This window comes from Herbaspirillum huttiense, assembly GCF_047300815.1.
GTDB classification, from domain to species: domain Bacteria; phylum Pseudomonadota; class Gammaproteobacteria; order Burkholderiales; family Burkholderiaceae_D; genus Herbaspirillum; species Herbaspirillum huttiense_A.
The window spans coordinates 1,773,434-1,799,849 of the sequence record NZ_CP178608.1 but is presented as its reverse complement, the minus strand read 5'-3'; the positions used below and the strand labels follow the sequence as shown (position 1 = coordinate 1,799,849).

Annotated in this window: 29 protein-coding genes; 5 read left to right on the top strand and 24 right to left on the bottom strand. The window is 63.2% G+C overall.

Going from position 1 to position 26,416, the window contains the following annotated elements:
• Position 1: 1 nt before the first annotated feature.
• The 10 genes from cysT to ACLRDN_RS08140 all read right to left on the bottom strand — a co-directional run bounded on the left by cysT (position 2) and on the right by ACLRDN_RS08140 (position 8,575).
• Entirely contained in the window at positions 2-892 is an 891-nt protein-coding gene (cysT, locus tag ACLRDN_RS08185) for a sulfate ABC transporter permease subunit CysT (protein WP_413459726.1), read from the bottom strand.
• A 163-nt stretch (positions 893-1,055) separates the two neighbouring features.
• Entirely contained in the window at positions 1,056-1,640 is a 585-nt protein-coding gene (locus ACLRDN_RS08180; protein WP_413459725.1) for an RBBP9/YdeN family alpha/beta hydrolase, read from the bottom strand.
• A 39-nt stretch (positions 1,641-1,679) separates the two neighbouring features.
• Entirely contained in the window at positions 1,680-2,516 is an 837-nt protein-coding gene (locus ACLRDN_RS08175; RefSeq protein WP_413459724.1) for an EAL domain-containing protein, read from the bottom strand.
• Between the two features lie 63 nt (positions 2,517-2,579).
• Entirely contained in the window at positions 2,580-2,795 is a 216-nt protein-coding gene (locus ACLRDN_RS08170) for a TOBE domain-containing protein (RefSeq protein ID WP_006464491.1), read from the bottom strand.
• A 107-nt stretch (positions 2,796-2,902) separates the two neighbouring features.
• Entirely contained in the window at positions 2,903-3,736 is an 834-nt protein-coding gene (locus ACLRDN_RS08165; RefSeq protein ID WP_343741055.1) for an ATP-binding cassette domain-containing protein, read from the bottom strand.
• 30 nt (positions 3,737-3,766) lie between these two features.
• Entirely contained in the window at positions 3,767-4,606 is an 840-nt protein-coding gene (ssuC, locus tag ACLRDN_RS08160) for an aliphatic sulfonate ABC transporter permease SsuC (RefSeq protein WP_413459723.1), read from the bottom strand.
• Between the two features lie 7 nt (positions 4,607-4,613).
• On the bottom strand, positions 4,614-5,765 hold the full coding sequence (ssuD, locus tag ACLRDN_RS08155) for an FMNH2-dependent alkanesulfonate monooxygenase (protein ID WP_413459722.1): 1,152 nt from the start codon (positions 5,763-5,765) through the stop codon (positions 4,614-4,616).
• A 48-nt stretch (positions 5,766-5,813) separates the two neighbouring features.
• Positions 5,814-6,797: a sulfonate ABC transporter substrate-binding protein gene (locus ACLRDN_RS08150; RefSeq protein WP_413459721.1), complete on the bottom strand. Its 984-nt coding sequence runs from the start codon at positions 6,795-6,797 to the stop codon at positions 5,814-5,816.
• A 105-nt stretch (positions 6,798-6,902) separates the two neighbouring features.
• A complete protein-coding gene (ssuE, locus tag ACLRDN_RS08145) occupies positions 6,903-7,499 on the bottom strand; it encodes an NADPH-dependent FMN reductase (RefSeq protein ID WP_121038873.1) in 597 nt (198 codons plus the stop codon).
• Between the two features lie 62 nt (positions 7,500-7,561).
• Entirely contained in the window at positions 7,562-8,575 is a 1,014-nt protein-coding gene (locus ACLRDN_RS08140) for a sulfate ABC transporter substrate-binding protein (RefSeq protein WP_413459720.1), read from the bottom strand.
• Between the two features lie 331 nt (positions 8,576-8,906).
• Between ACLRDN_RS08140 and ACLRDN_RS08135 the strand changes: the two genes are divergently transcribed.
• Complete coding sequence (locus ACLRDN_RS08135; protein ID WP_034329682.1) at positions 8,907-9,692, top strand: IclR family transcriptional regulator; 786 nt, start codon at positions 8,907-8,909, stop codon at positions 9,690-9,692.
• A 22-nt stretch (positions 9,693-9,714) separates the two neighbouring features.
• Here the strand turns inward: ACLRDN_RS08135 and arsC are convergent, their stop codons facing one another.
• The 5 genes from arsC to ACLRDN_RS08110 all read right to left on the bottom strand — a co-directional run bounded on the left by arsC (position 9,715) and on the right by ACLRDN_RS08110 (position 14,292).
• On the bottom strand, positions 9,715-10,140 hold the full coding sequence (gene arsC / locus ACLRDN_RS08130) for an arsenate reductase (glutaredoxin) (RefSeq protein WP_413459719.1): 426 nt from the start codon (positions 10,138-10,140) through the stop codon (positions 9,715-9,717).
• Between the two features lie 40 nt (positions 10,141-10,180).
• Positions 10,181-11,470 carry an arsenic transporter gene (locus ACLRDN_RS08125; RefSeq protein WP_413459718.1) on the bottom strand — a complete coding sequence of 430 codons (1,290 nt, stop codon included), beginning with the start codon at positions 11,468-11,470 and terminating at the stop codon, positions 10,181-10,183.
• A gap of 13 nt (positions 11,471-11,483) precedes the next feature.
• Positions 11,484-11,840 carry an ArsR/SmtB family transcription factor gene (locus ACLRDN_RS08120; RefSeq protein ID WP_413459717.1) on the bottom strand — a complete coding sequence of 119 codons (357 nt, stop codon included), beginning with the start codon at positions 11,838-11,840 and terminating at the stop codon, positions 11,484-11,486.
• A gap of 149 nt (positions 11,841-11,989) precedes the next feature.
• Positions 11,990-13,093, bottom strand: a complete 1,104-nt coding sequence (gene pbpG / locus ACLRDN_RS08115; RefSeq protein WP_413459716.1) for a D-alanyl-D-alanine endopeptidase — start codon at positions 13,091-13,093, stop codon at positions 11,990-11,992.
• Between the two features lie 437 nt (positions 13,094-13,530).
• A complete protein-coding gene (locus ACLRDN_RS08110) occupies positions 13,531-14,292 on the bottom strand; it encodes a class I SAM-dependent methyltransferase (RefSeq protein ID WP_413459715.1) in 762 nt (253 codons plus the stop codon).
• A gap of 131 nt (positions 14,293-14,423) precedes the next feature.
• Between ACLRDN_RS08110 and ACLRDN_RS08105 the strand changes: the two genes are divergently transcribed.
• A complete protein-coding gene (locus ACLRDN_RS08105) occupies positions 14,424-15,230 on the top strand; it encodes a helix-turn-helix transcriptional regulator (RefSeq protein WP_413459714.1) in 807 nt (268 codons plus the stop codon).
• Positions 15,231-15,254: 24 nt separating this feature from the next.
• Here the strand turns inward: ACLRDN_RS08105 and ACLRDN_RS08100 are convergent, their stop codons facing one another.
• On the bottom strand, positions 15,255-16,154 hold the full coding sequence (locus ACLRDN_RS08100; protein WP_413459713.1) for a DMT family transporter: 900 nt from the start codon (positions 16,152-16,154) through the stop codon (positions 15,255-15,257).
• A gap of 47 nt (positions 16,155-16,201) precedes the next feature.
• On the bottom strand, positions 16,202-17,050 hold the full coding sequence (locus ACLRDN_RS08095) for a histone deacetylase (RefSeq protein ID WP_413460366.1): 849 nt from the start codon (positions 17,048-17,050) through the stop codon (positions 16,202-16,204).
• A gap of 447 nt (positions 17,051-17,497) precedes the next feature.
• Between ACLRDN_RS08095 and ACLRDN_RS08090 the strand changes: the two genes are divergently transcribed.
• Positions 17,498-18,061: a phasin family protein gene (locus tag ACLRDN_RS08090; RefSeq protein ID WP_413459712.1), complete on the top strand. Its 564-nt coding sequence runs from the start codon at positions 17,498-17,500 to the stop codon at positions 18,059-18,061.
• 92 nt (positions 18,062-18,153) lie between these two features.
• Here the strand turns inward: ACLRDN_RS08090 and ACLRDN_RS08085 are convergent, their stop codons facing one another.
• The 5 genes from ACLRDN_RS08085 to ACLRDN_RS08065 all read right to left on the bottom strand — a co-directional run bounded on the left by ACLRDN_RS08085 (position 18,154) and on the right by ACLRDN_RS08065 (position 22,829).
• Positions 18,154-18,960 (bottom strand): competence/damage-inducible protein A, encoded by an 807-nt coding sequence (locus ACLRDN_RS08085; RefSeq protein ID WP_413459711.1) that lies wholly within the window; start codon positions 18,958-18,960, stop codon positions 18,154-18,156.
• Between the two features lie 113 nt (positions 18,961-19,073).
• The gene (locus tag ACLRDN_RS08080; RefSeq protein ID WP_134221926.1) at positions 19,074-19,919 is read right to left on the bottom strand and encodes an EI24 domain-containing protein; all 846 of its coding nucleotides are present in this window, start codon (positions 19,917-19,919) and stop codon (positions 19,074-19,076) included.
• Complete coding sequence (locus ACLRDN_RS08075; RefSeq protein ID WP_413459710.1) at positions 19,919-20,905, bottom strand: sterol desaturase family protein; 987 nt, start codon at positions 20,903-20,905, stop codon at positions 19,919-19,921. Before ACLRDN_RS08075 ends, ACLRDN_RS08080 begins: the two co-directional genes overlap by 1 nt.
• Positions 20,906-20,986: 81 nt before the next feature.
• The gene (locus ACLRDN_RS08070) at positions 20,987-21,808 is read right to left on the bottom strand and encodes a polysaccharide deacetylase family protein (protein ID WP_413460365.1); all 822 of its coding nucleotides are present in this window, start codon (positions 21,806-21,808) and stop codon (positions 20,987-20,989) included.
• 28 nt (positions 21,809-21,836) lie between these two features.
• Entirely contained in the window at positions 21,837-22,829 is a 993-nt protein-coding gene (locus tag ACLRDN_RS08065; RefSeq protein WP_413459709.1) for a cytochrome D1 domain-containing protein, read from the bottom strand.
• Positions 22,830-23,142: 313 nt separating this feature from the next.
• On the opposite strand from ACLRDN_RS08065, the gene ACLRDN_RS08060 reads away from it, so the two are divergent.
• Together ACLRDN_RS08060 and ACLRDN_RS08055 are read left to right on the top strand one after the other, a co-directional pair.
• Entirely contained in the window at positions 23,143-23,499 is a 357-nt protein-coding gene (locus ACLRDN_RS08060; RefSeq protein ID WP_039787583.1) for an FKBP-type peptidyl-prolyl cis-trans isomerase, read from the top strand.
• Between the two features lie 18 nt (positions 23,500-23,517).
• Positions 23,518-23,775 (top strand): acyl-CoA-binding protein, encoded by a 258-nt coding sequence (locus ACLRDN_RS08055; RefSeq protein ID WP_034340818.1) that lies wholly within the window; start codon positions 23,518-23,520, stop codon positions 23,773-23,775.
• Between the two features lie 118 nt (positions 23,776-23,893).
• Here ACLRDN_RS08055 and ACLRDN_RS08050 read toward each other — a convergent pair whose 3' ends face one another.
• Positions 23,894-24,874, bottom strand: coding sequence for a 2-hydroxyacid dehydrogenase (locus ACLRDN_RS08050; RefSeq protein ID WP_413459708.1), 981 nt, complete (start codon positions 24,872-24,874; stop codon positions 23,894-23,896).
• A gap of 50 nt (positions 24,875-24,924) precedes the next feature.
• Positions 24,925-26,337, bottom strand: a complete 1,413-nt coding sequence (locus ACLRDN_RS08045) for a sodium:proton antiporter (RefSeq protein WP_413459707.1) — start codon at positions 26,335-26,337, stop codon at positions 24,925-24,927.
• Positions 26,338-26,416: the final 79 nt, after the last annotated feature.

The following is a 26,416-nucleotide window of genomic DNA, read 5'->3' as shown; positions in this document are numbered from 1 at the left end:
CTCAGATCCTTTCCGACTGGCCGCGCTTGCGGGTCCAGGCTTGCAGCAGGTTGATGGTCAACAGCAGGATGAAGGAAACCAGCAGCATGACCATCGCAATGGCGGTCGCACCGGCATAGTCGTACTGCTCCAGCTTGGTGACGATGAACAAAGGGGTGATTTCAGAAACCATCGGCATGTTGCCGGCGATGAAGACCACCGAGCCGTATTCCCCGGAGGCGCGCGCAAAGGCCAGCGCAAAACCGGTCAGCAAAGCAGGTAATACGGTCGGGAAAATCACCCGGGTAAAAGTCTGCCAGCGGCTGGCACCGAGGCTGGCGGCGGCTTCTTCGAGCTCGCGCTCGGCTTCTTCCAGCACCGGCTGCACGGTGCGCACGACAAAAGGCAGGCCGATGAAGGTCAGTGCCACCAGCACCCCCAGCGGGGTGAAGGCAACCTTGATACCCAGGGGCGCCAGCAGCTTGCCCAGCCAGCCGTTCTGCGAATACAGCGTGGTCAGGGCGATGCCGGCCACCGCCGTGGGCAAGGCGAAAGGCAAGTCCACCAGGGCATCGATGATGCGCTTGCCGGGGAAGCGATAGCGCACCAGCACCCAGGCCACGATGCCGCCGAAGATCACGTTGAGGAAGGCCCCGATCAGCGAAGCGCCAAAGCTCAAGCGATAGGACGCCATCACCCGGGGCGAGGTCACCGCGTCGATGAAGCCGCCCCAGGTCAAGGTGAAGGTCTTCAAAAACAGCGCCGACAGCGGGATCAGCACGATCAGCGCCAGGTAGAAGATGGTAAAGCCCAGCGACAGCCGGAAACCGGGCAATACGCGCCGGTTGGCGCTGCCCGCCGAGCGGGTCGGCGCGGCCCCGGGGGCGGCAAGGGAAACAGGGGATGCGGACATGTCGTTCTCTTGTTATTACAAATGCGACTATAGGTGAGCGATATTCGCATCCGATAGTTATAAAGAGAACGAAGCTTTTTGCATGTCCTTAGAAGGAAAGCGCATAAAGCCGGTCGAGAAACCGTCTTTATGCGCTCATGGGGGGGAGGTGAAGAAACAAGCTTCAGGCGATGCGTTCAAGCAGCTCCAGCAGCCACTGCTGCCCGTCGGTCCAGTCGCCCAGGCCCGATTCGGAGTTGATATGCCCGCGTGCGCCCACCGAGCGGAACTGCGCGCCCCAGGCCTCGGCCCAGTGGCGGGCGCGCTCGGCGCTCATCCAGGGATCATTGTCACTGCCCACGACCAGGGCCGGATACGGCAGCTTGTGCCGCACCGCTGCGCTCAGGTTGAACTTGACCGGATCGGGCGGTGCCACCAGCAAGGCCGCCACGATGGGATGCGCAGATCCGCCGGAAGCCGCCTGCAAGGCCGCCGTGCGATGCACCGTGGTCAGGCAGCCGAAGCTGTGCGCCACGATCACCGTCGGGCGGCCATCGCGCGCCAAGACTTCGCCCAGGCGCGCCGACCAGCGCGGCAGGTCGGGGGTTTCCCAGTCATCCTGCTGCACTCGCTCGAAAGCGGGATAAAGTCGCTGCCAGCGCGATTGCCAGTGTTCCGGACCGCTATCGGACAGGCCCGGTGCCACCAGCACCCGGAAATCCGCCAGCCGGGCCGGTGTCGTGGAAGAAGAAGGAGAAGTCAGACTCATGCAGGCCCCGCAGCGAGTGATGAAGTCATGCAGTATGCCTTACGCGGCATCCTTCAGGCCAAGCAAGGTGTCCGGCAGGCGTGCGGCCGGCACATCCCACAGATAGCCTTGGGCCAAAGTGGACTGGGCCAGTGCCTGACAGTACCAGGCCAGTTTGTCGAACACTTCCTTGTTTTCAACTCGCTTGAAGAAGATGCGCACCCCCTGCTCGGCCGCCCGCAGCAGCAATAAGGCCACGCTGTCCGGGTCGGCCAGTTCGCGCGCATCGACCTTGATGAGATCCGGCTTGACCTTGTCCAGCAGACCGAGTGCCTCCAGCGGACTGTTGGCCGAGACCCCCAGGCGGAAACCGTTGCGGCGATAGTTGTCCAGCACGTAATTGAGCAGCCAGCGCTGGTTGGGCGTGACCACCGGCAGTTGCAGCACGATGCGTTCGTGCGGCAGTTCCAGCGCGGCCAGGATGCGGCGATAGGCCACGCCGTGATTGTTGTTGACGGCAGCCAGCAGGCGCGCGTGCACCGAGAGGTGCAGCTCGGGGGCCTCTTCGCCCGCCTGGCGGTAGTAGTTGATGGCGTGCAGCATGCGGCACAGGCGGTCCAGTTCCACCGACTCGTCGTCGCTGGCGGCCTGGTCCAGCAGTTTCCACAGATGCAGGCCGTCGTCGACGGCCGAGTGGCTGCGGGCGAAGGCCTCGCAGGCGACGATGTGGCCATCGTCGAAGCTGCGCACCGGCTGGAAGGCCGAGGTCAGCGAAGTATTGAAGAAACGCCCGGCGGCGCGCCCCTGTTCATCCAGCCAGACCTTGGCGGACGCGGTGCCGCCAGTATGCTGCGCATCGAGGCGGGCCAGATAAGCCTTCAGTGCCTGATATGCCATCGGGCCTGCTCCTGAAAAAAAGACACCGCCCGGCCGGCATCACCGGCCAGGACGGCCAGACGATCACAGCTTGGCGATCGAGACTTCGGTGGCCTTCACCAGTGCCACCACTTCGCTGCCGATGGTCAGGCCCAGGTCCTTCACGGAGCGGGTGGTGATGACCGAGGTCACGATACCGGCCGGGGTTTCCACATCCACTTCGGACACCACCGAACCTTCGATGATGGCCTTGACCTTGCCCTTGAACTGGTTACGGACGTTGATTGCTTGAATGGTCATGCTCTGCTCCTTGATGAAACGGCGTCGGCACCTGCCGCGCCGCATGGGTTGAAATGGGCTACAACTGAAAAAACTGAAAATCGGGTCAAACCTTCATGCGGTCAAACTCACACCGCCCACTGCACCTGATGTACGCCGCGTGGCGTGAAGAAATCTTCAGATGGCTCCGTAGCCGCCTCACTGCCGGGGTGCCGCAGCACGCGCGCCAGGATGGCTTCCTCCAGCGCGGCAAACTGGGCCTGGCCACGTGAACGCGGGCGCGCCAGGTCGATGCGCTGGTCCAGTGCCACGTGGCCATCCTCGATCAGCAGCACGCGGTCGGCCAGGGCGATGGCTTCCTGCACGTCGTGGGTCACCAGCAAGGCGGTGAAACCGCGTTCGCGCCAGAGCGACTCGATCAGGGCCTGCATCTCGATGCGGGTGAGCGCATCGAGCGCGCCCAGCGGTTCGTCCAGCAGCAGCAATTGCGGGTCGTGTACCAGCGCACGCGCCAGGGCCACGCGCTGGCGCTGGCCCCCGGAGAGCACCGCCGGCCATTCGCCGGCACGCTGGTCCAGGCCGACCTGGCGCAGGGCATGGAGTGCCTGCGGTGCGGCCTGCCTGGGCAAGCCCAACGCGACGTTGGCCTGCACCCGCTTCCAGGGCAGCAGGCGCGCATCCTGGAACATGATGCGGATCTCGGGCTCGCCGCTGCCTTCGTGTTCATAGACGACCTCGCCGCCGCTGGCGCCATCGAGCTGGGCCACCAGGCGCAGCAAGGTGCTCTTGCCGCAGCCGCTGCGGCCGACGATGGCGACGAATTCGCCGGGTTCGATGTCGAGGTCGATGTCGTGCAGCACCGTGCGTCCGCTGAAGGACTTCGACAAGGCGCGCAGCCTGAGGCCTACGCCCCGGCCGGCGGCACGGCTGACTTGCTGGTGTTCCTGGGTGTCATTGCGCATGATGGTTTCCTGATGCATTCATGGGGCTCTTCATTGGTAGCCGGGGTGCCAGCGCAGGAAGAAACGTTCCAGCGCCCGCGCCGCGGTATCGGCCAGCTTGCCCAGCAAGGCGTAGAGCAGGATGCCCACCAGCACCACATCGGTTTGCAGGAATTCGCGGGCATTCATGGTCATGTAGCCGATGCCGGCCTGCGCCGAGATGGTCTCGGCCACGATCAGCAGCACCCACACCAGGCCCAGCGCAAAGCGCAGGCCGACCAGGATGGAGGGTAAGGCGCCCGGCAGGATCACGTCGCGATACAGCGGCCAGCCGGAGAGGCCATAGCTGCGCGCCATCTCGATCAAGCCCTGGTCCACCGAGCGGATGCCGTGGAAGGTATTCAGGTAGACCGGGAAGAACACGCCCACCGACACCAGGAACAGCTTGGCCGTCTCGTCGATGCCGAACCACAGGATCACCAGCGGGATCAGGGCCAGCGCCGGAATGTTGCGCACCATCTGCAGGGTGGTATCGAGCAGCAGTTCGGCTGAACGCAGGCTGCCCGAGAGCAGGCCCAGGATCAGTCCCAGCCCCGCGCCGACCGCAAAGCCGGAAGCCGCGCGGCCGCTGGAGACGGCCAGGTGGCGCCACAGCTCGCCGGAGGCGGACAGGTTCCACGCGGCCTTCAATACCGCGAACGGTTCCGGCAGGATGCGGCTGGATAGCCAGCCGGCCTGTGCGGCGATCTCCCACCACACCAGCAGGAGCAGCGGCAGCAGCCAGCCGACCCAGGCGCCACGCGGCTTGCGCGGGCCCTTGGCAGCGGCCTTGGGGCGCGCCTGCTCTTGCGGTGCAGTGCTGGCGAGCACGGGATTGGATGCGCTGGTCATGCCGGCCTCAGCTTGCCGACACGCGCACCGGCGCGGGCTTGGGCAGTTCGGTATTGCCGACGATCTCGCCGAAGGGACCGGCCAGGCCTTCGCGCTGGGCGCGCGGCAGCAGCGGGAACACCAGTTCGGCAAACCGGTAGGATTCTTCCAGGTGCGGATAGCCGGAGAGGATGAAAGTATCGATGCCCAGGTCCGCATATTCCTTGATGCGCGCAGCCACGGTCGGGCCATCGCCCACCAGCGCGGTGCCGGCACCGCCGCGCACCAGGCCCACGCCAGCCCACAGGTTGGGGCTCACTTCCAGCTTGTCGCGGCGGCCGCCGTGCAGGGCGGCCATGCGGCGCTGCCCTTCCGAGTCCATGCGGGCGAAGTTGGCCTGGGCCTTGGCGATGGTCTCGTCGTCCAGGCGGCTGATGAGTTCATCGGCGGCGCGCCAGGCGGCTTCATTGGTATCGCGCACGATCACGTGCAGGCGGATGCCGAAGCGCAGCGTGCGGCCGGCCTTGGCGGCGCGTTCGCGCACGCGGGCAATTTTTTCGGCCACGGCCGCCGGGGGTTCGCCCCAGGTCAGGTAGACGTCGACCTGCTCGGCGGCCAGGTCAATGGCTTCGTCCGAGGAGCCACCGAAGTACAGCGGCGGATACGGTGCCTGCACCGGAGGATAGAGTGCCTTGGCGCCCTTGACGCTGAGGTGCTTGCCCTCGAAGTTGGTCTCTTCACCGGTGTGGGTCTTGGCCAGTACGTCGCGCCAGATCTTGAGGAATTCGTCGGAGATTTCATAGCGCTCGGCATGGCTGCCGAAGATGCCATCGCTCTCCTGCTCCACCGGATCGCCACCGGTGACCACGTTGATGAGCAGGCGGCCATTGGAGAGGCGGTCGAAGGTCGCGGCCATGCGCGCCGACAGGGTCGGTGCGGTCAGGCCGGGGCGCACTGCCACCAGGAATTTCAGCCGCTGTGTCGCATCGATCAGGCTGGCCGCAGCCACCCAGGCGTCTTCGCAGGAACGTCCCGTGGGCAGCAGCACGCCGTCATACCCGAGGGTATCGGCCGCCACGGCAATCTGCTTCATGTAGTCGTGGGTCACCGGGCGCGCACCTTCGGAGGTGCCGAGGTAGCGGCTGTCGCCGTGGGTAGGGATAAACCAGAAAACGTTCATGCTTGACTCCTGTGCTGCTGGACTAGAGGTGGTCGATGTCAGTGTTGTTTATTTGAGGACGGCGTCGCTGACCTTGAGCTGCTTGGGGATCAGCTTGAGTTCAAAGAAGGCGTCGGCGATCTTCTGCTGCTCGGCCAGCACCTGGGCATCGACCGGCTTGTAGATGTGGGCATAGCGCTTCAGGCCCGTCTGGATGATGTCGGCATCCAGGCCCTGGATGGGGGCCAGCTGGGCGGCGGCTTCAGCAGTGTGGGTACGGACCCATTCGCCTTCACGGGTGATCTCTTCCAGCAGGATCTTCTCGACCTGCGGATTCTTGGCCGCGAAGGGACGTGCGCTCAGGAAGAACTGGTGGTGACTGACCGCCCCCACGCCCGAGGCCAGGCGACGTGCACCGACCTGCTTTTCTGCGGCGGCCTGGAACGGATCCCAGATCGCCCAGGCATCGACCGCACCGCGCTCGAAGGCGGCACGGGCATCAGCCGGGGCCAGGTAGACCGGCTGGATGTCGCTGTACTGCAGGCCAGCCTTTTTCAGCAAGGCCACTACCAGCCAATGCACGTCCGACCCCTTGTTGAAGGCGATCTTCTTGCCCTTCAGTTCGGCCACGCTCTTGATGGGAGAATCTTTTTGCACCAGCAGGCCTTCGGCATCCGGGGTCGGGATCTCATAGGCGGTGTAGACGAAGTCGGCACCGGCCGCTTGCGCAAAGACCGGCGGCGCTTCACCGACGTAGCCGAAATCGACCGAGCCCACGTTGAGCGCTTCCAGCAGTTGCGGACCCGCCGCGAACTCGGCCCACTTCACTTCCACGCCCAGCGGCTGCAGGCGCTTTTCCAGCGCGCCGTGGGCTTTGAGCAGCACCAGGGTATTGGCGGCTTTCTGATAGCCGATGCGCAGCAGCTTGGTTTCCTGGGCCTGTACCGGGGCAGCGCCCAGGGAGAAGGCCAGTGCGCCCAGGGCGATGGCCGAGAGGCGCTGCAGGGTGCGGCGACGTGGGGAAAGGATGGTCTTGTTCTTGTTGGCGGACACGATGTTTTCTCCAGATTCCGGAAATCCAGGCGTGCAGCGGGCCTTCCGCTGCACAAGCCGGTGATTTTTCAGTCGAGGGCTAAGCCGGAACGAATCCGGCCAGGTTCAGTAGGAAACGCTGTACTGCAACTGCGAGAAGGGAATCTCGCGGAATTGTTCAGGTGCGACCTTGTGCAGGGCTTGCAGGCTGGCCGAGAGCTGCTCCACGCCTTCATTGACGCGGGCTTCGATGGGCGCATCCAGCACCAGGCCGTTTTCTTCACTCCAGGTCACCTGCGCCTCGGTGGCGTAGATGCTGGGCAGCACGTGCTTGGGGTTCAGCGACGACAGCACCGGGCGCAGCGCATAGTCCAGCGCCAGCATGTGCGACTGGCTGCCACCGGTGGCCAGCGGCAGCACCAGCTTGTTGGTCAGGCCGAACTGCGGCAGCAGGTCCAGGAAAGCCTTCAGGATGCCGCTGTAGGCCGCCTTGTAGACCGGCGTGGCGACCACCACGGCCGAGGCTTCTTCGACGGTGGCCAGGGCCGCCTTGATGTCCGGATCGTTCCAGTCGGCGCGCAGGATGGCCTGTCCCGGCAGGTCGCGCACATCCAGGCGCGCATAGCGATGGCCCAGGTGGGCCAGCTTGTCGCCGACGTGGTGCAGCAGACGGGTGGAACGGGAGGGCGCCGAGGGGCTGCCGGCCAGTAACAGGATGGTCATGTCGTGTGCTTGTTTGAGTGCGGCGGGAACCGGCCTGGCCGGTTCCCTGCTACGGGTTCAGATCACTTCTTGTTGGGGGCGTAGAGCTGGTCGAAGGTACCGCCGTCAGCAAAGTGCGTCTTCTGCGCCTTCTGCCAGCCGCCGAAATCCTTGTCGATGGTCACCAGGTTCAGCTTCGGGAATTGCGAAGCGTACTTGGCGGCGATCTTGGGATCGATGGGACGGTAGTAGTTCTTGGCGATGATTTCCTGGCCCTGTTCCGAGTACAGGTACTGCAGGTATTCCTCGGCCACCTTGCGGGTACCGCGACGGTCAGCCACCTTGTCCACCACGGCCACCGGCGGCTCGGTCAGGATGGAAATCGAAGGCGCGACGATGTCGAACTTGTCCGGGCCCCATTCCTTCAAGGAGATCAGGGCTTCGTTTTCCCAGGCCAGCAGCACGTCACCGATGCCGCGTTCGACGAAGGTGATGGTGGCGCCACGGGCGCCGGAATCCAGCACAGGCACGTTCTTGAAGAGCTTGGCGATGTAGTCGCGCGCAGCGTCATCGCTACCGCCCTTTTGCTTGGCATAGGCCCAGGCCGCCAGGTAGTTCCAGCGGGCGCCGCCCGAGGTCTTGGGGTTGGGGGTGATGACGGAAACACCCGGCTTGATCAGGTCGCCCCAGTCCTTGATGCCCTTGGGATTGCCCTTGCGCACCAAGAACACGATGGTGGAGGTATAAGGCGAGCTGTTGTGCGGCAGGCGCTTTTGCCAGTCGGCCGGCAGCAGCTTGGCCTTTTCCGAGATTTCATCGATGTCGTAGGCCAGGGCCAGGGTCACCACGTCAGCATCGATACCGTCGATCACCGAACGGCCCTGCTTGCCGGAGCCGCCGTGAGAAGCCTTGATGGTGACGTTGTCGCCGGACTTTTCCTTCCAGTACTTGGCGAAGGCTTTGTTGTAGTCGGCGTAGAGTTCGCGCGTCGGGTCGTAAGAGACGTTGAGCAACGAAATATCGGCCGCGTGCGCCAGCGAGGCGGCTTGCGCCAGCACCAGGGCGGCGGCGACCGATTGGATGATCTTCTTCAGCATATCCGTTCCCGAATGTTCTGTTGTTTTGGAGCACACAGGTTAATGAGCCTGCTGACCAAAAAGAACGAATACTTTCTTCTCTCGATATGCGAAAAACAGATATGAAAGAACACGGCGCCGGAATAAGGATCCCGGTCTATATAACCAAAGTCTTGGTTGAGGAGACGAGCGTGCTGAAACGGTGCCAGGCTGCCCTCCCCGCCCGACGCGGCTTTGCGGCCCGCACACTGGGCTATGTGAAGCTCCCGTCATGCAAGAAAAGCACGACCGGACTTTTTGTTCTTTTCACATTGTGGTATAACCTTCATATTGCAACGCACCAGGCCGCGCCATGAAAAAAGAAGCTGCAGGCGAGACAGAACAGATTTCAATCCAGGTCATCGAGCGCATGGTGTCGCTGCTCGACGCGCTGGCGGAATATCCCGACCCGGTGAGCCTGAAGGAATTGTCGGCGGCGACCGACCTGCATCCGTCGACGGCGCACCGCATCCTCAACGACCTGGTCGTGAAGCGCTTCGTCGACCGCGTGGAGCCGGGCACCTATCGCCTGGGCATGCGCCTGCTGGAACTGGGCAACATCGTCAAGAGCCGGCTATCGGTGCGGGAAGCGGCGCTGGACTTCATGCGGGCGCTGCATCGCAAGACGCACCAGACGATCAACCTGTCGGTACGGCAGGCCGATGAAATCGTTTATATCGACCGCTCCTTTTCTGAACGTTCCGGCATGCAGGTGGTGCGCGCCATCGGCGGCCGCGCGCCGCTGCACCTGACCTCGACCGGCAAGCTGTTCCTGTCGGTGGACGATCCCAAGAACGTGCGCGCCTATGCCACCCGCACCGGGCTGGCCGGGCACAACAAGAATTCCATTACCGACCTGACCAAGCTGGAGCGCGAACTTTCCATGGTGCGCGCCCTGGGTTATGCGCGCGACAACGAGGAACTGGAACTGGGCGTGCGCTGCATGGCCGCCGGCATCTGCGACGACAGCGGCAAGCTGGTGGCCGGCCTGTCGATCTCGGCCCCGGCCGACCGCCTGCAGGATGAATGGGTGGATGATCTGGTGAGCACGGCCAGCCAGATTTCGTCGGCGCTGGGGTATCGCAAGGATCGCGGCTGAGCGCGCCCCCCCCCCTGCAGACTCACCGGGCAGCAACGCGCTGGCCGTCCGCATTCACCACCACTTCCCCATCTTCCTTCGCAAACGAACCTTGCTGCGGATGCGGCAGGATGTCCAGCACCAGTTCAGAAGGACGGCACAGGCGCGTCCCCTTCGAGGTCACCACGAAGGGCCGGTTGATCAGGATCGGATGCGCCAGCATCGCATCCAGCAACTGCGCGTCCGTCACGCCGAGATCGTCCAGGCCCAGTTCGGCATAAGGTGTGCCCTTCTGGCGGATGGCTTCGCGCACCGTAAGACCAGCCTCGCGGATCATCGTCTCCAATTGTTCGCGGCTGGGCGGCTGCTGCAGGTACTCGATGATGGTCGGTTCTTCGCCGCTGTTGCGGATCATGGCCAGGGTATTGCGGGAGGTTCCGCAGGCAGGATTGTGGTAGATGGTGGTCATGGTGAATCTCCGTGTTGAAGTGGATGGCATCCCGGGATGATCAGGCCCCGGCACCCAGCCTGAGCGCCAGTGCCGACAAGGTGACCAGCAGCACCGGCAGCGTCAGCAAAGCGCCCGTGCGGAAGTAGGCCCCCCAGGAGATATGAATGTTCTTGCTGTCCAGCACATGCAGCCAGAGCAAGGTCGCCAGGCTGCCGATGGGGGTGATCTTGGGGCCGAGGTCGCAGCCGATGATGTTGGCGTAGACCATCGCTTCCTTGACCACACCTTGCGCCGAGGTGGCGTCGATCGATAACGCGCCGACCAGCACCGTAGGCATGTTGTTCATGATCGACGACAGCAAGGCCGTCAGCACGCCCGTGCCGAGGGCGGCGCCCCAGACGCCGTGCGTAGCAAATTCATTGAGCACACCGGTGAGCGCGTTGGTCAGCCCGGCATTGCGCAGGCCGTAGACCACCAGGTACATCCCCAGCGAGAAGAACACCACCTGCCAGGGCGCGCCCTTGATGACCGCGCGGGTGGAAATGACTTGCCCCCTGCCGGCCACGAACAGCAGGATCAATGCCCCGGTGGCCGCGACCACGCTGATCGGCAGGCCCTGGCCCTCCAGCCAGAAGAAACCGGCCAGTAGCAGTGCCAGCACCCAGCCACCGGCAATGAAGGTAGCGCGATCGCGGATCGCGCTGGCTGGATCACGCAACTGCGACAGGTCATAGCGGGCCGGCAGGTCGCACCGAAAACGCAGCAGCAATACCAGCAGGGTAGCCGCCACCGCGACCAGGTTCACCGGCACCATGACCGAAGCGTATTGCGCAAAGCCGATGTGGAAAAAATCGGCCGAGACGATATTGACCAGGTTCGACACCACCAGCGGCAGGCTGGCCGTATCGGCGATGAAGCCGGCCGCCATCACGAAGGCCAGTGTCGCCGCCGGCGTGAAGCGCAGTGCCAGCAGCATCGAGATGACGATGGGCGTCAAGATCAGTGCGGCGCCATCATTGGCGAACAAGGCCGAGACCGCCGCCCCCAGCAGGATCAGCAGCACGAACAGCATGCGGCCACGTCCCCCGCCCCAGCGGGCAACGTGCAACGCGGCCCATTCGAAGAAGCCGGCCCGGTCCAGCAGCAGGCTGATGATGATGATGGCGATGAAGGTGCCGGTAGCGTTCCAGACGATATGCCAGACCACCGGGATGTCGGCGAGCTGGATCACGCCGCAGGCCAGCGCCAGGGCAGCACCGCCGCAGGCGCTCCAGCCGATGCCCAGGCCCTTGGGCTGCCAGATGACCAACGTCAGTGTGAGCAGGAAGATGAGAGATGCGGTCAGCACGTTCTTTCCCGCCTCAAGGTGTTTGAACTGTCGCCGGGACGATACCGCCGGACGGCGCGCAGCACGCAGCCACGGGTGTACAGGGATTGCCACCGCAGCAGTTGTCCGTCAGGAAGCGCAAGACTTCATTCATGCGCGAAAAGTCGGCGACATAGATGACGTAGCGCCCTTCCTGGCGCGAAGTCACCAGACCGGCGTGGGACAGCTCCTTCATATGGAAGGAAAGCGAGGACGGCGCGATGGCCAAGGCTTCGCCGATCTTGCTGGCGGCAGACCCTGCAGGACCGACTTGCACCAGGTGACGAAAAATGGCGAGGCGGGATTCCTGGGCCAAGGCGGCCAAGGCAGTAATGACGGCGCTGGTTTCCATGCGCTTCTCCGATTAATTCAATATTTCAATTATTATTGAAATATTGAATTAAAACAAGCCGTCCAGACGGAAAAGCTTCGCCTCCGCCATAAAAAAAGCGAACCACAAGGTTCGCTTTTTGGTTGAAGCAAAAAAGATAACGGACGAAATCAGCCTTCGTCGGCCCGCACCATCTTCACGCGGGTCAGGTTGTTGGGCTGGTCTTCCACCAGCCACTTGCGCATGCGCGCGGCATCACCCACGTGGGACAGGCGGCCCTTGGAATCGAGGAATACCATCACGATGGGACGGCCTTCGATGCGGGTATACATCACCAGGCAGTGTCCGGCTTCGTTGATGAATCCGGTTTTCTGCAGGCCGATATCCCACTCCTTGTTGGAGGTCAGGCGGTTGGAGCTGTTGTACTGCATGGCGTGGCCGCTGGGCTCGACCATGTACTTGGGGTCGGTGGAGTACTGGCGGATGATCGGATAGTTGTAGGCCGCCACCACCAGCTTGGCCAGGTCACGGGCGCTGGCCACGTTCTGGCTGGACAGGCCGGTCGAATCCACATAACGGGTATCGGTCATGCCCAGCGAGCGGGCCTTGGCGTTCATCGCCGCCACGAAGGCCGGCAGGCCGCCCGGGTAGTTGCGGCCCAGCGCCGAGGCGGCGCGGTTCTCGGAACTCATCAGGGCGATGTGCAGCATGTCGTCGCGGCTCAGGGTCGCGCCCACGCGCAGGCGCGAGCTGCTGTGCTTTTCGCGGTCGACGTCGTCATCGGTGACGGTCAGGGTTTCTTCCATGTTCAGGCGCGCTTCGACCACCACCAGCGCGGTCATCAGCTTGGTGACCGAGGCAATGGGGAGCGCAACTGAAGAATTCTTCTCGAACAGGACTTGCGAGCTGGCCTGGTCGATCACCAGCGCCACGTTGGAACGCAATCCGACAGGATCGGGGGTCAGATTGAGGCCGGCCAGGTCACCGGCGGTCATCACCGGTGGCACCACCGGGATGGACGGCGCGGCCGAGACGCGCTGGTAGCTGACCTGGCGCTTGCCCTTGACCACGCTGACCTTGCGGACCAGTTTTTCGCGATTGTTCAGGGAGCCTTTGGCCACCGTCTTGCTGACGGCCTGGGCCGGGCGCTTGGCCACGACTTTCTTGGCCGGGGCCTTCTTGGCGGCATTGTTGACTGTCTGGGCTGCGGCAGGTGCCAAACCAGCGTGGATGAACAGTAATGATGTGAAAATGGCCAGCGCTGATTTGATCATAGGTGGAACTCCCCCCAATTTACCCTGAAAGTACACAAGAGAAACGTTGGCAGTGTAGCAAAATGCAGATTTTTCGCAAGAGAATTAAGACGTTAGCGCATTTTTTTAAACACGTTTCTATCTCCGCGCCCGATTCGGTGCCCCACACTTTTTCGGGATTTGCCTGCAATATTGCCGGGTTGGTGCTCGATGTTTTTCGATTTTTCTCTAGCAAAACCCAGGCCAACGAGACGGCATTCTACCAGTCTAGCTGTCAGCTTTCGGTCACAAACACGATAACAGACAGCAATACTGACCCCAGATGTTCGCTTTGCGATTATCCAAAGTGAATGGATAACGAGGCAGTGTCCCATATCGTTGACGCCCCGTCTGCTGCCTTCAGGGACGGGGACGGGGCGTTTGGATGGACCGCGATCTTGTGCACCGGCGCTGGCCGGTCAAGCCTTGCGCGCCTGGAGCATGGCCACGTCAATGGAGAAGGAACAGGCCGCATCGAGGGCAAAATAATCCTTCACCTCGCCGGGGGCCGCCTGCCACAGGGCGCGAATGGCGGTGATGTTGTCTTGCGGAGTGCGCATGCGGGCTACCCAGGAATCGAATTCCAGGCGCAGCTTCCAGGTCTTGTCGTGGTCGATGGCAAAACCGGCAGCCTTGAGCAGCTTGCGCCAGGAGTTCAGGCTGACATTGCGTACATGTGAAGTATCACGCAGCAACTCGATGGCCTGCACATAGGTATCGGCCAGGACGTCCGCCGGGGCGGCGGTGTCGATGATGATGAAACGTCCGCCCGGCTTGAGCACGCGAAATGCTTCATTCAGGGCCTGCGGCAACTGACGCCAATGGTGGGCCGAGAAGCGCGTGCAGACCAGGTCAAAACTGCCATCGGGAAAATCCAGGCGATCGGCGCTGCCCTGGCGCACGGCCAGATTCTCCAGGCGACGCTCGGCGGCGGCGCTGGCGACCACCTTGAGCATCTCTTCAGACAGATCATAGGCAATCACCTGCTCCACCACCGGTGCCACGGCGAAACTGGCGTGACCGCCACCGCAGCCCAGGTCCAGCACCCGTGCAGCGGGGATGGCGGCGGCGATCTGCGCCAGCTCCTGCAGGTCGGCGCCCTGGGCGTGGACGCTGCTGGTGAGGTAGGCGGCGGCGGTGCTGCCGAACTGTTCGGTGACGACTTGCTGATGGCTGCGCATGACGGGGCTCCGGGGTGAGATGAAGGAAAAGACAGCAGTGCTGTCAGGAAAACGCCAGTCTAGCGAATCCTTATCCTGTTACAAGTGAATCATTTATACTATTACCCCGACCACCACCCTGCCCTGCCTTCATGGAACCCGACCTCGCCCGCCGCGCCCTTGGCGACTTCCTCAAATCCCAACGCGAACAGACCGCACCGGCCCAGGCCGGCCTGCCGCATCTGGCCCATGGACGGCGCCGCACCCCCGGCCTGCGGCGCGAAGAGGTGGCGCAACTGTGCGGCATCAGCGTGACCTGGTACACCTGGATCGAGCAGGGGCGCACGGATTCGGTCTCGCCACAGGCGCTGGCGCGCATCGCCGATGCGCTGCACTTGCCGCGCGCCAAGCGCGCCTATCTGTTTGAACTGGCGGGAAAAAAGGATCCGGTGTTGCCGGAGCAGCAGGCCGCCACCATGGTTGCCCCAGAAATCCTGGAAGTAGTCAGTCAGTTCCGCGCCCCGGCTTATTTGCTGGATCGCTATTGGAATGCCGTGGCCTGGAATCCGGCCGCCAGGAAGCTTTTTACAGGGTGGCTGGATGACAAGGAAAAATCGCCCAACCTGCTGCGCTTCATGTTCAGCAGCACGGCCGCGCAATCACTGACGGTGCAATGGGAACAGCGGGCGCGGCGGCTGGTGGCCGAATTCCGCGCCGATAGCGCGAGCCTGCTGGATGATCCGGAACTGCTGGCGCTGGTGGAGGAATTGTCAGCGGCCAGCCCGCTCTTCCAGCGGGCCTGGCGTCTGCAGGATGTGGTGGAGCGCGAAGGCGGCGAGCGCCGCTTCCTGCATCCGCAGTCGGGTGAATTGCTCTACCGGCAGGTTAACTTCCGCGTGGCGAACCGGCCGGACTTGAAGCTGGTGACGCTGATGCCGGGCGTGCTGAGGCCCGACTGAACAAATCCGCGCGGTCCCGCGCAATTACTTGCGTACCACGAAGGCCACGCCGATCACGCCCACCAGCATGCCCAGCGCACCAACGAGGCTGAAGGCTTCGCCAAACATCAGCCAGGCCATCACGGCCGTGGTCGGCGGGGTGAGATACAACAGGCTGGTGACGCTGGTGGCCGCGCTGCGGCGGATCAGGGCGAACAGCAGGAAGATGGCGCCAATGGACAGCGCCAGCACCGACCACAGCAGCGCACCGATGAACTGCGGGGTCCAGTGCACGTTGCTGAAGTGCCAGTCCAGCCCTTCGATGGCCACCGCAAAGGGCAGTACCACGACGATGGAGGCCATGAACTGGATCGCCGTGCCGGTGCGCAGATCGAAGTGGGCACAATAGCGTTTCTGGTACAGCGTACCGGCAGTGATGCACAGCAAGGCAAAGACGCACAGCGCAATGCTGGCGGTGGACAGGCCGATCAATGAAATCTTGTTGGCCACCACCAGCCCCACCCCGCACAGGCCCAGCGCCAGGCCGACCCACTGCCGGCCCTTCACCGATTCGCCCAGCAAGGGCGCGGCAAAAGCGGTCAGGATGGGTTGCAGACCCACGATCAGGGCCGACAAGCCGGCCGGCATGCCGATCTTGATGGCACACCAGACCCCCGCCAGGTAGCCCGCCTGCAGCAGTACACCGGCCACGGCCACATGGCGGATGCGGCCATGTGGCCAAGGGGCGCGAAACAGCAGCACCAGCGGCAGCAGGAAGACCAGCACGCCGGTGAAGCGCAGCAGCAGGAAGGTCAAGGGAGGGGCATACGGCAGGCCGAACTTGGCCACGATGAAGCCGGTACTCCAGATCAGCACGAACAACAAAGGCACCAGGCTCATCAGGAGCTGGCGAGGCCGGCGGGCGCCGGCGGCGGATTGCATCATTTCTTTTCCATCAGCGAACGCATGGCAGGCAGTGCGTCCGGGTCATCTCATCGTGCGCTCCAGCGGGCGGCGTGGAGGCTGGCGAGTCTTATCGTTTGTAGGTGAACGGCCACGGTCTGTTCGATCTCTCTTCCGTAACCGCCCGCCATCGTAACCGCAACCGGGATTTTATGCTCGTGGGCGTAACTGAAGACGGTCTCGTCCCGCGCCGCGAGGCCAGCCAGGGTCAGCTTCATCTTGCCCAGGCGGTCGCCCTCGTGGGGATCAGCACCGGCCAGGTAGATCAGCAACTGCGGGGCGAAGCTTTGCTGCAGCGTGTTCAGGGCCGCGCGCAGGGCTTGCAGGTAGTCGGCGTCGCCCACGCCATCAGGCAGGGCGACATCGAGATCGCTCTGCTCCTTCTCGAAGGGATAATTGTTCTCCCCATGCAGGGACAAGGTGAAGACGGAGTCATCCCGCGCCAGGATGGAGGCCGTGCCATTGCCCTGATGCACATCGAGGTCGACGATGGCCACCCGGGCGGCACGGCGCTCGGCTTGCATCAGGCGGGCCGCAATGGCGGCGTCATTGAAGACGCAAAAACCTGCACCATGATCGGCATAGGCGTGATGGGTGCCGCCAGCCAGGTTCACTGCCACGCCCTCGCTGAAGGCGGCGCGGCAGGCGGCGATGGTGGCGCCGGATGAACGGCGCGAGCGCTCCACCATCTGCGGCGTCCAGGGAAAACCGATCTCGCGCTGCTCGGCCGCGGTCAACTGGCCGGCACTGGCGCGGGCGATGTAATCGGGATGATGCGCCAGCGCCAGTTCGCCGTCGCTGGCGGGCTGGGCCTCATGAAAATCCAGACCGGGTACGGTCGCCGCCGCCCCTTCCCGGATCATCCGGTATTTCACCATCGGGAAGCGGTGACCCGGTGGCAGTGGCAAGACGAAGTGGTCGCTGTAGTAAGCCTTCACATTTTTTCCTGTCGTGATTTTTCGACTTGTCGCAGCGCAACAAAATTGCTTGTTGCAGGGCGCAAACGATTGCGCGCATACAATTGATAACCGCTTTTGATGCTGCAATGCAAATAGCACATTCGGATTGATATCATTGCTAGGAAAATCCTCAAAAACTCGCTAAGTGCTTGATTAGACTTGGATCAACTTTGAAGCGCTTTTCGCGTTTCTCACACGATGAAACGTTTGACTTTATGCATGATTGAACTAAAATCGGCCTTGTGCATCGCATCATATTCAAACAAGAAATTACATCGGAGATTTACCTTTCAGTGTCGATCGGTCCGTAAGCAATCACTGTCGCTGCCTTGTTCATCAACCCATCAACGAGAAGGATGTTTCAACATGACGACCTACACCGAGCAATTTTCCGCCGCTGCCAAAGCCAACGCTGAAGCGCAAATCGCCCTGTTCAACCAGCTGGCCAGCAAGACCTTTGAAGGCGTGGAAAAACTGGTGGACCTGAACCTGAAGGCCGCCAAGTCCTCGCTCGAAGAAACCCAGGCTGCAGCGCAAAAGCTGTTCGCGGCCAAGGACCCGCAGGAATTCTTCACCCTGACCAGCTCGCACGCCCAGCCGACGCTGGAAAAGTCGGTGGCCTACGGTCGTCACCTGAGCGGCATCTTCTCCAGCACCCAGGCTGAACTGACCAAGGCTGCCGAAGCCCAGATCGCCGAAGTCAACCGCAAGGTCGTGGCGATGATCGACGAAGCCGCCAAGAACGCCCCCGCCGGTTCCGAGCAGGCCATTTCGATGTTCAAGTCGGCCATCGGCAACATGAGCGCCGGCTACGAGCAGTTCACCAAGAACGCCAAGCAAGCCGCTGAAGTCCTGGAAGCCAACGTGACCAACGCCGTGGATCAGATGTCCCAGGCTGGTGCCAAGGTGACTCGCGCTGCCAAGAAGTAATCTCCGGGTTTTCCCGCAGAAACGAATGCCCCGGTCTGGCCGGGGCATTTTTTTTGACCTGCACCAGCGCCAGCGCCAGCGCCAGCCCAGCCTCAGTTGCTGATCTGATACTCGGCGTGCAGCGCGCGCAGGCCTTCCTGCATTTTCTCGAAGGCCGGTTCCACCTGGGCCGGGTCACCCTTGACGCCCAGGTCGATGTGGCGGCGGGTCTTGTCGTCGCCCACGTGCGGCAGACTGAACACCTTCACCAGCGGGAATTGCGCTTCGATGGCTTCCATCAGCGGGGTCAGGGTCGACTCCATTGCTTCGAACACCAGCATGGAGCGCTCGGCCCAGGCCTGGCGGTGGAACTGGTCGGCGTAATGGGTCTCCAGTACCCATTCGAACATCGGCCAGGCCATCACCGGGAAGCCCGGTGCAAAGTAATGGGCTCCGGTGCCGCTGGTGTTGTTGAGCCAGAAACCGGGGATCTTGTTGTAGGGGTTGGGAATGATGGAGGCGCCCTGCGGAAATTCGCCCATCTTGAGGCGGTGCAGGTTGTCCGTTGCATTGAAGTCGGGCGTGGTGCCGGCTTCGCGGGCCATGTCGGCGATGCGCTCCTGGATCTTTTCCTTGGCCTCGGGATGCAGCACTACCGGCACGCCCAGTGCAGCGGCTGCGCACTGGCGGGTGTGGTCGTCAGGGGTGGCACCGATGCCGCCGGTGCAGAAGACCACGTCGCCGGTGGCCAGCGTGCGCTTGAGGGTGGCGGTGATGCGTTCGGGGTCGTCGCCGACGTACTCGGCCCAGGACAGTTGCAGTCCGCGCTGGCTGAGCAGCTCCAAGACCTTGGGGAAATGCTTGTCGATGCGGCGGCCCGAGAGGATCTCGTCGCCGATGATGATGAGTCCGAATGCCATGAGTCTGTCTGCCCGATAGGTTGATGAAACACTGCGGCGATTATGCCCGATTCAGGCCGGGGACGGATTGCCCTGCCCCGGGTTCGTCTCGGGCAGCGGCCATCAAACCGGCGTCAACGTGGCGTCACGTCGATGACGTTGGTGTCTGCAGGCCCATCGGGGGCCTGGCCGCTGCGATAGCGCAGCAGCGCTTCCAGGCAGTAGAACTGGAACCACAAGCCGGTGAAGACGAACACCACTACGTACAGCCAGATCGCCACCGCCGCCAGCGCCGGCAGCAGGATCACCGACAGCACTCCGCCCAGCCACAGCAGCGTGGGTGCCGCACCGAGCGCACCGGCGATGGTGCCCACGGCCAGCAGCGGCCAGCGATGCAGGTGCAGGACGGCACGCCGTTCTTCGGTGCTGGCGTAGTCGGCCAGGGTGTCATAGGCCATGACGCGATAGGTCAGCCAGCCCCACAGCAGCGAGTGAATGACGAAGGCCAGCGGCGGGATCAGGAATACCCAGATCGTGGCCAGCCACAGCACCGTGAAGACGGCGAAGCACCACAGCGAGGTCCACAGGCTGCCGGCCACGCTGCCGCCGTGGCGCTTGTCCAGCATGGGATAGTGGCGGGTGCCGATGTGGCGGGCAATGGCCGGGATGGTGAACAGGCCCACGAATACCAGCGCCGTCAGGATCATCAGCGGCAGCAGCGTCCACATGGCCAGCAAGGGCACCAGTACCGTCTTGAGCGCACCCATGCCGAACCAGGCCAGCATGCCGCCGATCTCGCCGAACATGCCGTGGGAGACGAAGTATCCCTGCAGCCAGTCGATGATGGGTTGCAGTCCCAGCCACAGGCACACGGCCCACAAACCCAGCGACACGACGAAGGGCAGCACCGTCAGCCACAGCATGCGGATATGCAATTGCGCCAGCAGGGCACGCCCGAAGGAAGCGATGAACAGGCGCATCAGCGGGGCTTCCTGCGGGTGAATTCGACCAGGCGTTTCAAACCCAGCCACTGCTGCGACCAGAAGCCGCGTCCGTAATCACGTCCCTTGCCGGCCGGCGGCGGCAGCTGGTCGCGCACGCCGGTCATGGCGAAGCCCTGGCTGAAGTGCGCCGTGCGGAAGAGCACATCCCAGATCGGGAACAGCACGGCGAAGTTGTGTCCGCCCAGGGAATTGCGGCCCCGGCTTTCATGGCCCAGGCCGATGGCGTGGTGGGTCCGGTGAAAGCGCGGCGACACCAGCAGGTATTCGCCCAGGCGGCCAAAGTGGATGCGCACGTTGGCATGCTGCAGGCTTTGCAGCATGCGCGAGAGCGACACCAGCAGGATGTATTGAGAGGGTTCGACGCCGATCAGGACCGCAATCAGGCCGAAGATGATGTCGTGCACCAGGTTGTCCAGCATGTGGTTGCGGTCGTCGCTCCACAGGTTCATGTTCTGCTGGCTATGGTGCAGGCTGTGCAGCGCCCACATCCAGCGCACGTTGTGCTGGGCCCAGTGGTAGATGTATTCGCACAGGTCCAGCACCACCATGTAGAGCAGAAAGCTCACCAGCGCGCGGTCGGTCACGCCGGGCCAGACCTGGTCGAGGTTGAAGGTGCCCCAGCCTTCCAGGTGCAGGGCTTCGGAAAGATAGGACAGCGCCGGATCAAGCAGCAGGAAGGCAATGATGGGGATGATGCCCAGGCGCTGCAGCACGGTGTAGATGAAATCATTCCAGCGGGCGCGCGGGTCGGTGATGGGATGCACCGGGATCACGGACTCCAGCGGGCGCAGGATCAGGAACAGGATCACCAGTTCACAGATGCCCACCAGGACGAATTCGGTGCCGGTAAAGGCTTCCTCGACGAATTCCCCCATGCCGATGAAGAACACCAGCGGTTGCACCAGGGTTTCGAAGAGCCAGCCCTGGACGGTGGCAAAGAGGTCGGAAATGGTCTGGATCATGGATAGCGTTGATTCGGTGTGACGATGGCGGCGGCAGCTCCCCTCCCCTGGGCTGGCGCCGGCTTGGACTGGTGTCCGGGATCAGTGTTCCTTCCCGGTGGCAAACAGGTGACGGTAGGACGGATGCTCGCGCAGCGTGGCAAAGCAGAACCCCTTCTGCTCCAGCCCGCTGATGAGCGGCTCCAGCACAGCTGGCGCCCACGGATCCTGGCGCGACCAGATGCCCATATGGGCCAGGAAGATATCACCATCCTTGAGGCCATCGAGGGCTTTCTTCAACAGCATCTCGTTGGGGAATTTGTCGCTGGGCAGTTCATCGCCCGAGAAGCCGGCCGGCGCCCAGGCCACGTGGGCATAGCCGCAGGATTGGCCGGCCTTGAGCAGGTTGTGGGTCAGGCGGCCGCCGGGCGCACGCCAGAGCGGATCGAGCTTGTGGCCGGTCAACTGCTGGAAGCGCTGGTCAACACGCTTCATTTCCTCGCAATACTGGGCCGGCGTCCATTGCAGCTTCTTGCCGGCTTGCGCACCGAACTGCGGACGTACCTCGATCTTGCCCTCGGGCAGGTCGCGCACCACGTAGACGTGGTCGAAGGTATGGGTGCCGAAGGCGTGCCCCTCGGCCACCAGCCGCTTCCACAGCGGCGCCCAGGCGGGATCGAGGGAAAAGTCACCGTGGATGGTCTTCTCGTTGGCGAGGAAGAAGGTGGCCTTGATGTGGTGGCGCCGCAGGGTCTGTTCGATCAGTTCGGCCTGGGACTGGCTGCCGGTATCGAAGCTGAGGTAGATCCTGCCCTTGCAGGCGGGGGCTTCCGGTGCCGCCGATTGCGCAACGGCCTGGCCGGCCGCCAGGATGGCGAACAGGCACAGGCCGCGCAGAGAGGGTTTCAACGCACTCACCGTCATCGGCGGGTCCTCCACGATACGTTCGGCATTACAGGTCCGGTGCGCGGTTGTGGAGGTAGATGCCGTGCGGCGAGCGGCCCACCGGGATCACCTTGGTCACCGAACGCGTTTCCAGGTCGATCACGGCGACCTTCTTGCTCCAGCGCAGGGTGGTCCACATGGTCTTGCCATCGGCGGTGACTTCCATGCAATCCGGGCCGCCGGGGACCTTGATGGTGCCGACGTTTTCCAGGGTGGTCATGTCGACCACGCTGATGGTGTTGGCCACGCGGTTGGAGACGTAGACGTAGCGCTTGTCGCCCTGGCCGCGGAAGTTGTGGGCGCCGATGCCGGTCTTGATCTTCTTGACCATCTTCTGGGTGCGCCAGTCGATCACTTCAACGTAGTCGCTGCCCATGATGCCGACCATCAGGTACTTGTTGTCGGGGGTCATGATGATGCCGGCCGGCAGCTTGCCCACCGGCATGGTCCACTTGACCTGCTGGGTGGCCAGGTCGATGGCGCTGATCTGGTCGCTGCCCTGCTGGGTGATGAAGGCGGTGGTGCTGGCGTTGTCAAAGGCGATGTGGCTGGGGGTCTTGGCCAGCGGGATACGCTTGGACAGCTTCAGGTCCTGGCCGTCATAGCTGTAGACGTCGACGCGGTCCAGACGCAGGCCGGTGGCCACGAACCACTTCTGGTCAGGGGTGAAGCCGATCTGGTAGGGATCGATGATGTCGCGCAGCTTGCGCTGCACGGCACCGGTTTTGGGATCGAGGAAGAGCAACTGGTTGCCGGTGGCGCTGGCCACGATCAAGGACTTGTTGTCCGGCGTGGCCATGAGGTGGTGCGGCTCCTTGCCCACCGAGAAGGTCGAGAGCTCCTTCTCGCCGGTTTCGTCCAGCAGCGACACGGAAGCGTCACCGGAATTGAGCACCACGACCACGTTGGCATGGGCCGGGGCGGCCATACAGGCCAGCACGGCCGAGACACAGGCGGCGCGCAGGGAAAGGGATAAAAGTTGGCTGAATCGACGCAACATGAAGAACTTTACTCAAAAATGCCTGATCTATCGTGCAGGGAGCACGTCCTCGGCTCTTAACGCTCGCTGCGACGATCCCGCTGACAGCCCACTGAGGCAATATGAAAATTTTCTAGATTTTTGGTTTACACTGCCTGCCGATCCGGTCGCATGACGCCACCGGGGCGGCCTGAACACCAGTCGCAGCGCGCCTGCGACGCCTGACGCACGACCTGGTACACGCAATGTTTCCATGAAGCATTTCACATGGTCAGCAATGGTCAGGAGTCTGGCCCACCGGCCGCCAACCCAACCCCTCACCGAAAGGAAACCGATGTCCATCATCACCACAGCTTCCGGGCTGCAATATGAAGAAATCAACGTTGGCGCTGGCGATGAAGCCAAGGCCGGCAGCCACGTCACCGTGCACTACACCGGCTGGCTGCAGAACACGGACGGCACCGCCGGCAGCAAGTTCGATTCCAGCAAGGACCGCAATGATCCGTTCGCCTTCCCGCTGGGCGCCGGCCACGTCATCAAGGGTTGGGATGAAGGCGTGCAAGGCATGAAGGTCGGCGGCACCCGCAAGCTGATCATCCCCGCAGGCCTGGGCTACGGCGCCCGTGGCGCGGGCGGCGTGATCCCCCCGAATGCCACACTGATCTTTGAAGTCGAACTGCTGGCCGTCTGAGCCCGAGGGAGGAGAGACATGAGCACCCTGCAAGAACAGTTCGAAGCCGCGGTGGCAGAATCCAAGAGCCTGCCCGAGCGTCCCGACAACATGACCCTGCTGAAGATGTATGGCCTCTACAAGCAGGGCAGCAACGGCGACGTGCAGGGCGAGCGCCCCGGCATGACCGACTTCGTGGCCCGCGCCAAGTTCGACGCCTGGGCCGCCCTGAAGGGCAAGCCGCAAGCCGAAGCGCAGCAGGAATACATCGACATCTTCAATGAACTGAAGGGTTGATGCGGCAGCGACGGCGGCATCCCGGATCCAGGGATGCCCGCCGCCCGCCAATGAAGAAACGGGCGCACCTGGTCTCAGGTGCGCCCGTTTTGCTTGGTGCTTCAGCAGCAGCGGCGAATCAGCGCGCCGCCACGTCCGGATTGAGCAGGTTGGGCGGACGCTGGCCCGACAGCGCCGCGATCAGGTTGTCAGCCGCACAGTTGGCCATGGCCAGGCGCGTGGGCGTGGAGGCGCTGGCGATGTGCGGGGTCAGCACGACGTTGCTCAAGTCCAGGAATTCCGGCTTGAACGAAGGTTCATTCTCGAACACATCCACCCCGGCGGCAGCGATACGGCCTTCACGCAGGGCGGCGATCAGCGCTGCATCATCGACGATGCCGCCGCGCGCGATGTTGGTGAGCGTGGCGGTCGGTTTCATCAGCGCCAGCTCGGGGGCGGCGATGGTGTGGTGCGTGTCCTTTGAGTAAGGCAATACCAGCACGACGTGGTCGGCCTGTTGCAGCAGCTCTTCCTTGCTGACATAGCGGGCGCTGTTGGCGCGCGCTTCCTGCTCGGGCGCCAGGCGCGAACGATTGTGGTACAGCACCTGCATGTCGAAGCCCAGCGAACGGCGGGCGATGGCCTGGCCGATGCGGCCCATGCCGATGATGCCCAGGGTGGCGCCATGGATGTCGGGGCCCACGAAGCTGTCATAGCTCCACTTCTTCCACTTGCCGGCGCGCAGGAAGTGCTCCGATTCGGTGATGCGGCGCGCAGCCGCCATCATCAGGGCCCAGCCGAAGTCAGCAGTGGTTTCATTGAGCACGTCGGGCGTGTTGGTGGCCATGACGCCGGCTTTTGTAGCGGCAGCAACATCGATGTTGTTGTAGCCCACGGCCATGTTGCAGACCGCCTTCAGTTGCGGATTGGCGGCGAAGAGCGCGGCCGTCACCGGCTCGCTCGGGGTGGTGAAGAGGCCATCCTTGCCATTGGCCTTGGCCAGCAGCTCATCGGCGCTGTAGATGCGGTCGTCCTGGTTGGATTCGACCTCGAAATGCTGCTCCAGGCGGGCCAGAACTTCAGGGAAGACGGCGCGGGCGACGAAGATCTTGGGTTTCATGCGGGTCTCGTGGTCTCGGTTTCGTTATCGGAAGAAAGCGGGGGTAGCACTCAGAAGAGCAGGAAGCTCATGACGATGAACAGCGGCACCAGGATGCCCACCGACCACGCCATGTAGCCGAAGAAGCTGGGCATGCGGATGCCGCGCTCTTCGGCGATGGCCTTGACCATCATGTTGGGCGCATTGCCGATGTAGCTGTTGGCCCCCATGAAGACGGCGCCGGCGGAGATGGCCGCCAGCGTCGAGGCCAGCGGCCCCATCAGTTCCCGCGCATCGCCGGAGGCGGTGTTGAAGAACACCAGGTAGGTCGGCGCATTGTCGAGGAAGGAAGACAGCACGCCCGTCATCCAGAAATACATCACATCGTCCGGTTTGCCGTCCGGACCGGTCACGGCGTGCACCACGGCGGCAAACGCGCCCTGCTCGCCCGCCCGCAGCATGGCGATCACCGGGGCGATGGTCAGGAAGATGGCGGCAAAGAGCTTGCCCACTTCCAGCATCGGGCCCCAGCCGAAGTCATTGCCAGCGCGTGCAGATGTAGGCGTGAGCCACAGCGACAGCAGGATCACGCCCAGCAGCGCGCCATCGCGCAGCAGGTTCTGCCATTCCAGCGGCGTACCCAGCACCTCGGTGGCCACGCCCGGTTTCCACAAGCCGCTCATCAGTACCAGACCGACCACTGCGCCCAGCAGCAGGAAGTTGAACTTGCCTTCCAGCCGCAGCGCCGAGTCCGGCGTGGGATCGAGCGGGCGGCGCTCTTCGCGGTTGAGATAGAAATGGCGATCCAGCAGATAAAAGATCAGCAGCAGCGCACCGCACAGGAAGGCCATCGGCCCCAGCAGGTGGCGTGCGGTCCAGAAGAAATCCACGCCCTTGAGGAAGCCCAGGAACAACGGCGGATCGCCCAGGGGCGTGAGCGAGCCCCCTGCATTGGCAACCAGGAAGATGAAGAACACCACGACATGGACCGTGTGCTTGCGGTCATCGTTGGCGCGGATGAGCGGGCGGATCAGCAGCATGGCCGCGCCGGTCGTACCCATGACGCTGGCCAGCAAGGTACCCAGTGCCAGCAGTCCGGTATTGAGTGCGGGCGTGCCATGCAGGTTGCCACGTACGCAGATGCCACCGGCCACGGTGAAGAGCGCGGTCAGCAGGATGATGAAGGGAAGATATTCCGCCACCAGCGCATGCACGCTGATGGCCAGGGCCGCATACGCACCATGCAGGGCCGCAAACGGCAGCAGGAAGGCCAGCGCCCAGGCCCCGGCGATCTTGCCGAAATGGTGATGCCACATGGCCGGAGCCAGCAGCGGCAGCACGGCAATGGACAGCAGAACGCCCGCGAACGGCAAGGCCCAGGCCAGGGACAGCCCGGCACCGTCGAGTTCGGCACTCCACCCCGGCAGGGGAAAGAGCACAGCCAGCAAGGCAAAAAGGGCGGAATGAGTATGTCGGGTCAGCAAATGTCGTCCTGATGGAAGGCAGAAGGAGAAACTCCCCGGGACCACCTGCCGGCGCAGGTCGTCACGAGGAGTCACACTA

What these genes read in the sequence shown, in the direction of transcription:
- cysT (WP_413459726.1), bottom strand. Translation starts at nt 892, where the DNA reads ATGTCCGCATCCCCTGTTTCCCTTGCCGCCCCCGGGGCCGCGCCGACC.
- ACLRDN_RS08180 (WP_413459725.1), bottom strand. Translation starts at nt 1,640, where the DNA reads ATGAGTCTGACTTCTCCTTCTTCTTCCACGACACCGGCCCGGCTGGCG.
- ACLRDN_RS08175 (WP_413459724.1), bottom strand. Translation starts at nt 2,516, where the DNA reads ATGGCATATCAGGCACTGAAGGCTTATCTGGCCCGCCTCGATGCGCAG.
- ACLRDN_RS08170 (WP_006464491.1), bottom strand. Translation starts at nt 2,795, where the DNA reads ATGACCATTCAAGCAATCAACGTCCGTAACCAGTTCAAGGGCAAGGTC.
- ACLRDN_RS08165 (WP_343741055.1), bottom strand. Translation starts at nt 3,736, where the DNA reads ATGCGCAATGACACCCAGGAACACCAGCAAGTCAGCCGTGCCGCCGGC.
- ssuC (WP_413459723.1), bottom strand. Translation starts at nt 4,606, where the DNA reads ATGACCAGCGCATCCAATCCCGTGCTCGCCAGCACTGCACCGCAAGAG.
- ssuD (WP_413459722.1), bottom strand. Translation starts at nt 5,765, where the DNA reads ATGAACGTTTTCTGGTTTATCCCTACCCACGGCGACAGCCGCTACCTC.
- ssuE (WP_121038873.1), bottom strand. Translation starts at nt 7,499, where the DNA reads ATGACCATCCTGTTACTGGCCGGCAGCCCCTCGGCGCCCTCCCGTTCC.
- ACLRDN_RS08140 (WP_413459720.1), bottom strand. Translation starts at nt 8,575, where the DNA reads ATGCTGAAGAAGATCATCCAATCGGTCGCCGCCGCCCTGGTGCTGGCG.
- ACLRDN_RS08135 (WP_034329682.1), top strand. Translation starts at nt 8,907, where the DNA reads ATGAAAAAAGAAGCTGCAGGCGAGACAGAACAGATTTCAATCCAGGTC.
- arsC (WP_413459719.1), bottom strand. Translation starts at nt 10,140, where the DNA reads ATGACCACCATCTACCACAATCCTGCCTGCGGAACCTCCCGCAATACC.
- ACLRDN_RS08120 (WP_413459717.1), bottom strand. Translation starts at nt 11,840, where the DNA reads ATGGAAACCAGCGCCGTCATTACTGCCTTGGCCGCCTTGGCCCAGGAA.
- pbpG (WP_413459716.1), bottom strand. Translation starts at nt 13,093, where the DNA reads ATGATCAAATCAGCGCTGGCCATTTTCACATCATTACTGTTCATCCAC.
- ACLRDN_RS08110 (WP_413459715.1), bottom strand. Translation starts at nt 14,292, where the DNA reads ATGCGCAGCCATCAGCAAGTCGTCACCGAACAGTTCGGCAGCACCGCC.
- ACLRDN_RS08105 (WP_413459714.1), top strand. Translation starts at nt 14,424, where the DNA reads ATGGAACCCGACCTCGCCCGCCGCGCCCTTGGCGACTTCCTCAAATCC.
- ACLRDN_RS08100 (WP_413459713.1), bottom strand. Translation starts at nt 16,154, where the DNA reads ATGATGCAATCCGCCGCCGGCGCCCGCCGGCCTCGCCAGCTCCTGATG.
- ACLRDN_RS08095 (WP_413460366.1), bottom strand. Translation starts at nt 17,050, where the DNA reads ATGGTGAAATACCGGATGATCCGGGAAGGGGCGGCGGCGACCGTACCC.
- ACLRDN_RS08090 (WP_413459712.1), top strand. Translation starts at nt 17,498, where the DNA reads ATGACGACCTACACCGAGCAATTTTCCGCCGCTGCCAAAGCCAACGCT.
- ACLRDN_RS08085 (WP_413459711.1), bottom strand. Translation starts at nt 18,960, where the DNA reads ATGGCATTCGGACTCATCATCATCGGCGACGAGATCCTCTCGGGCCGC.
- ACLRDN_RS08080 (WP_134221926.1), bottom strand. Translation starts at nt 19,919, where the DNA reads ATGCGCCTGTTCATCGCTTCCTTCGGGCGTGCCCTGCTGGCGCAATTG.
- ACLRDN_RS08075 (WP_413459710.1), bottom strand. Translation starts at nt 20,905, where the DNA reads ATGATCCAGACCATTTCCGACCTCTTTGCCACCGTCCAGGGCTGGCTC.
- ACLRDN_RS08070 (WP_413460365.1), bottom strand. Translation starts at nt 21,808, where the DNA reads ATGACGGTGAGTGCGTTGAAACCCTCTCTGCGCGGCCTGTGCCTGTTC.
- ACLRDN_RS08065 (WP_413459709.1), bottom strand. Translation starts at nt 22,829, where the DNA reads ATGTTGCGTCGATTCAGCCAACTTTTATCCCTTTCCCTGCGCGCCGCC.
- ACLRDN_RS08060 (WP_039787583.1), top strand. Translation starts at nt 23,143, where the DNA reads ATGTCCATCATCACCACAGCTTCCGGGCTGCAATATGAAGAAATCAAC.
- ACLRDN_RS08055 (WP_034340818.1), top strand. Translation starts at nt 23,518, where the DNA reads ATGAGCACCCTGCAAGAACAGTTCGAAGCCGCGGTGGCAGAATCCAAG.
- ACLRDN_RS08050 (WP_413459708.1), bottom strand. Translation starts at nt 24,874, where the DNA reads ATGAAACCCAAGATCTTCGTCGCCCGCGCCGTCTTCCCTGAAGTTCTG.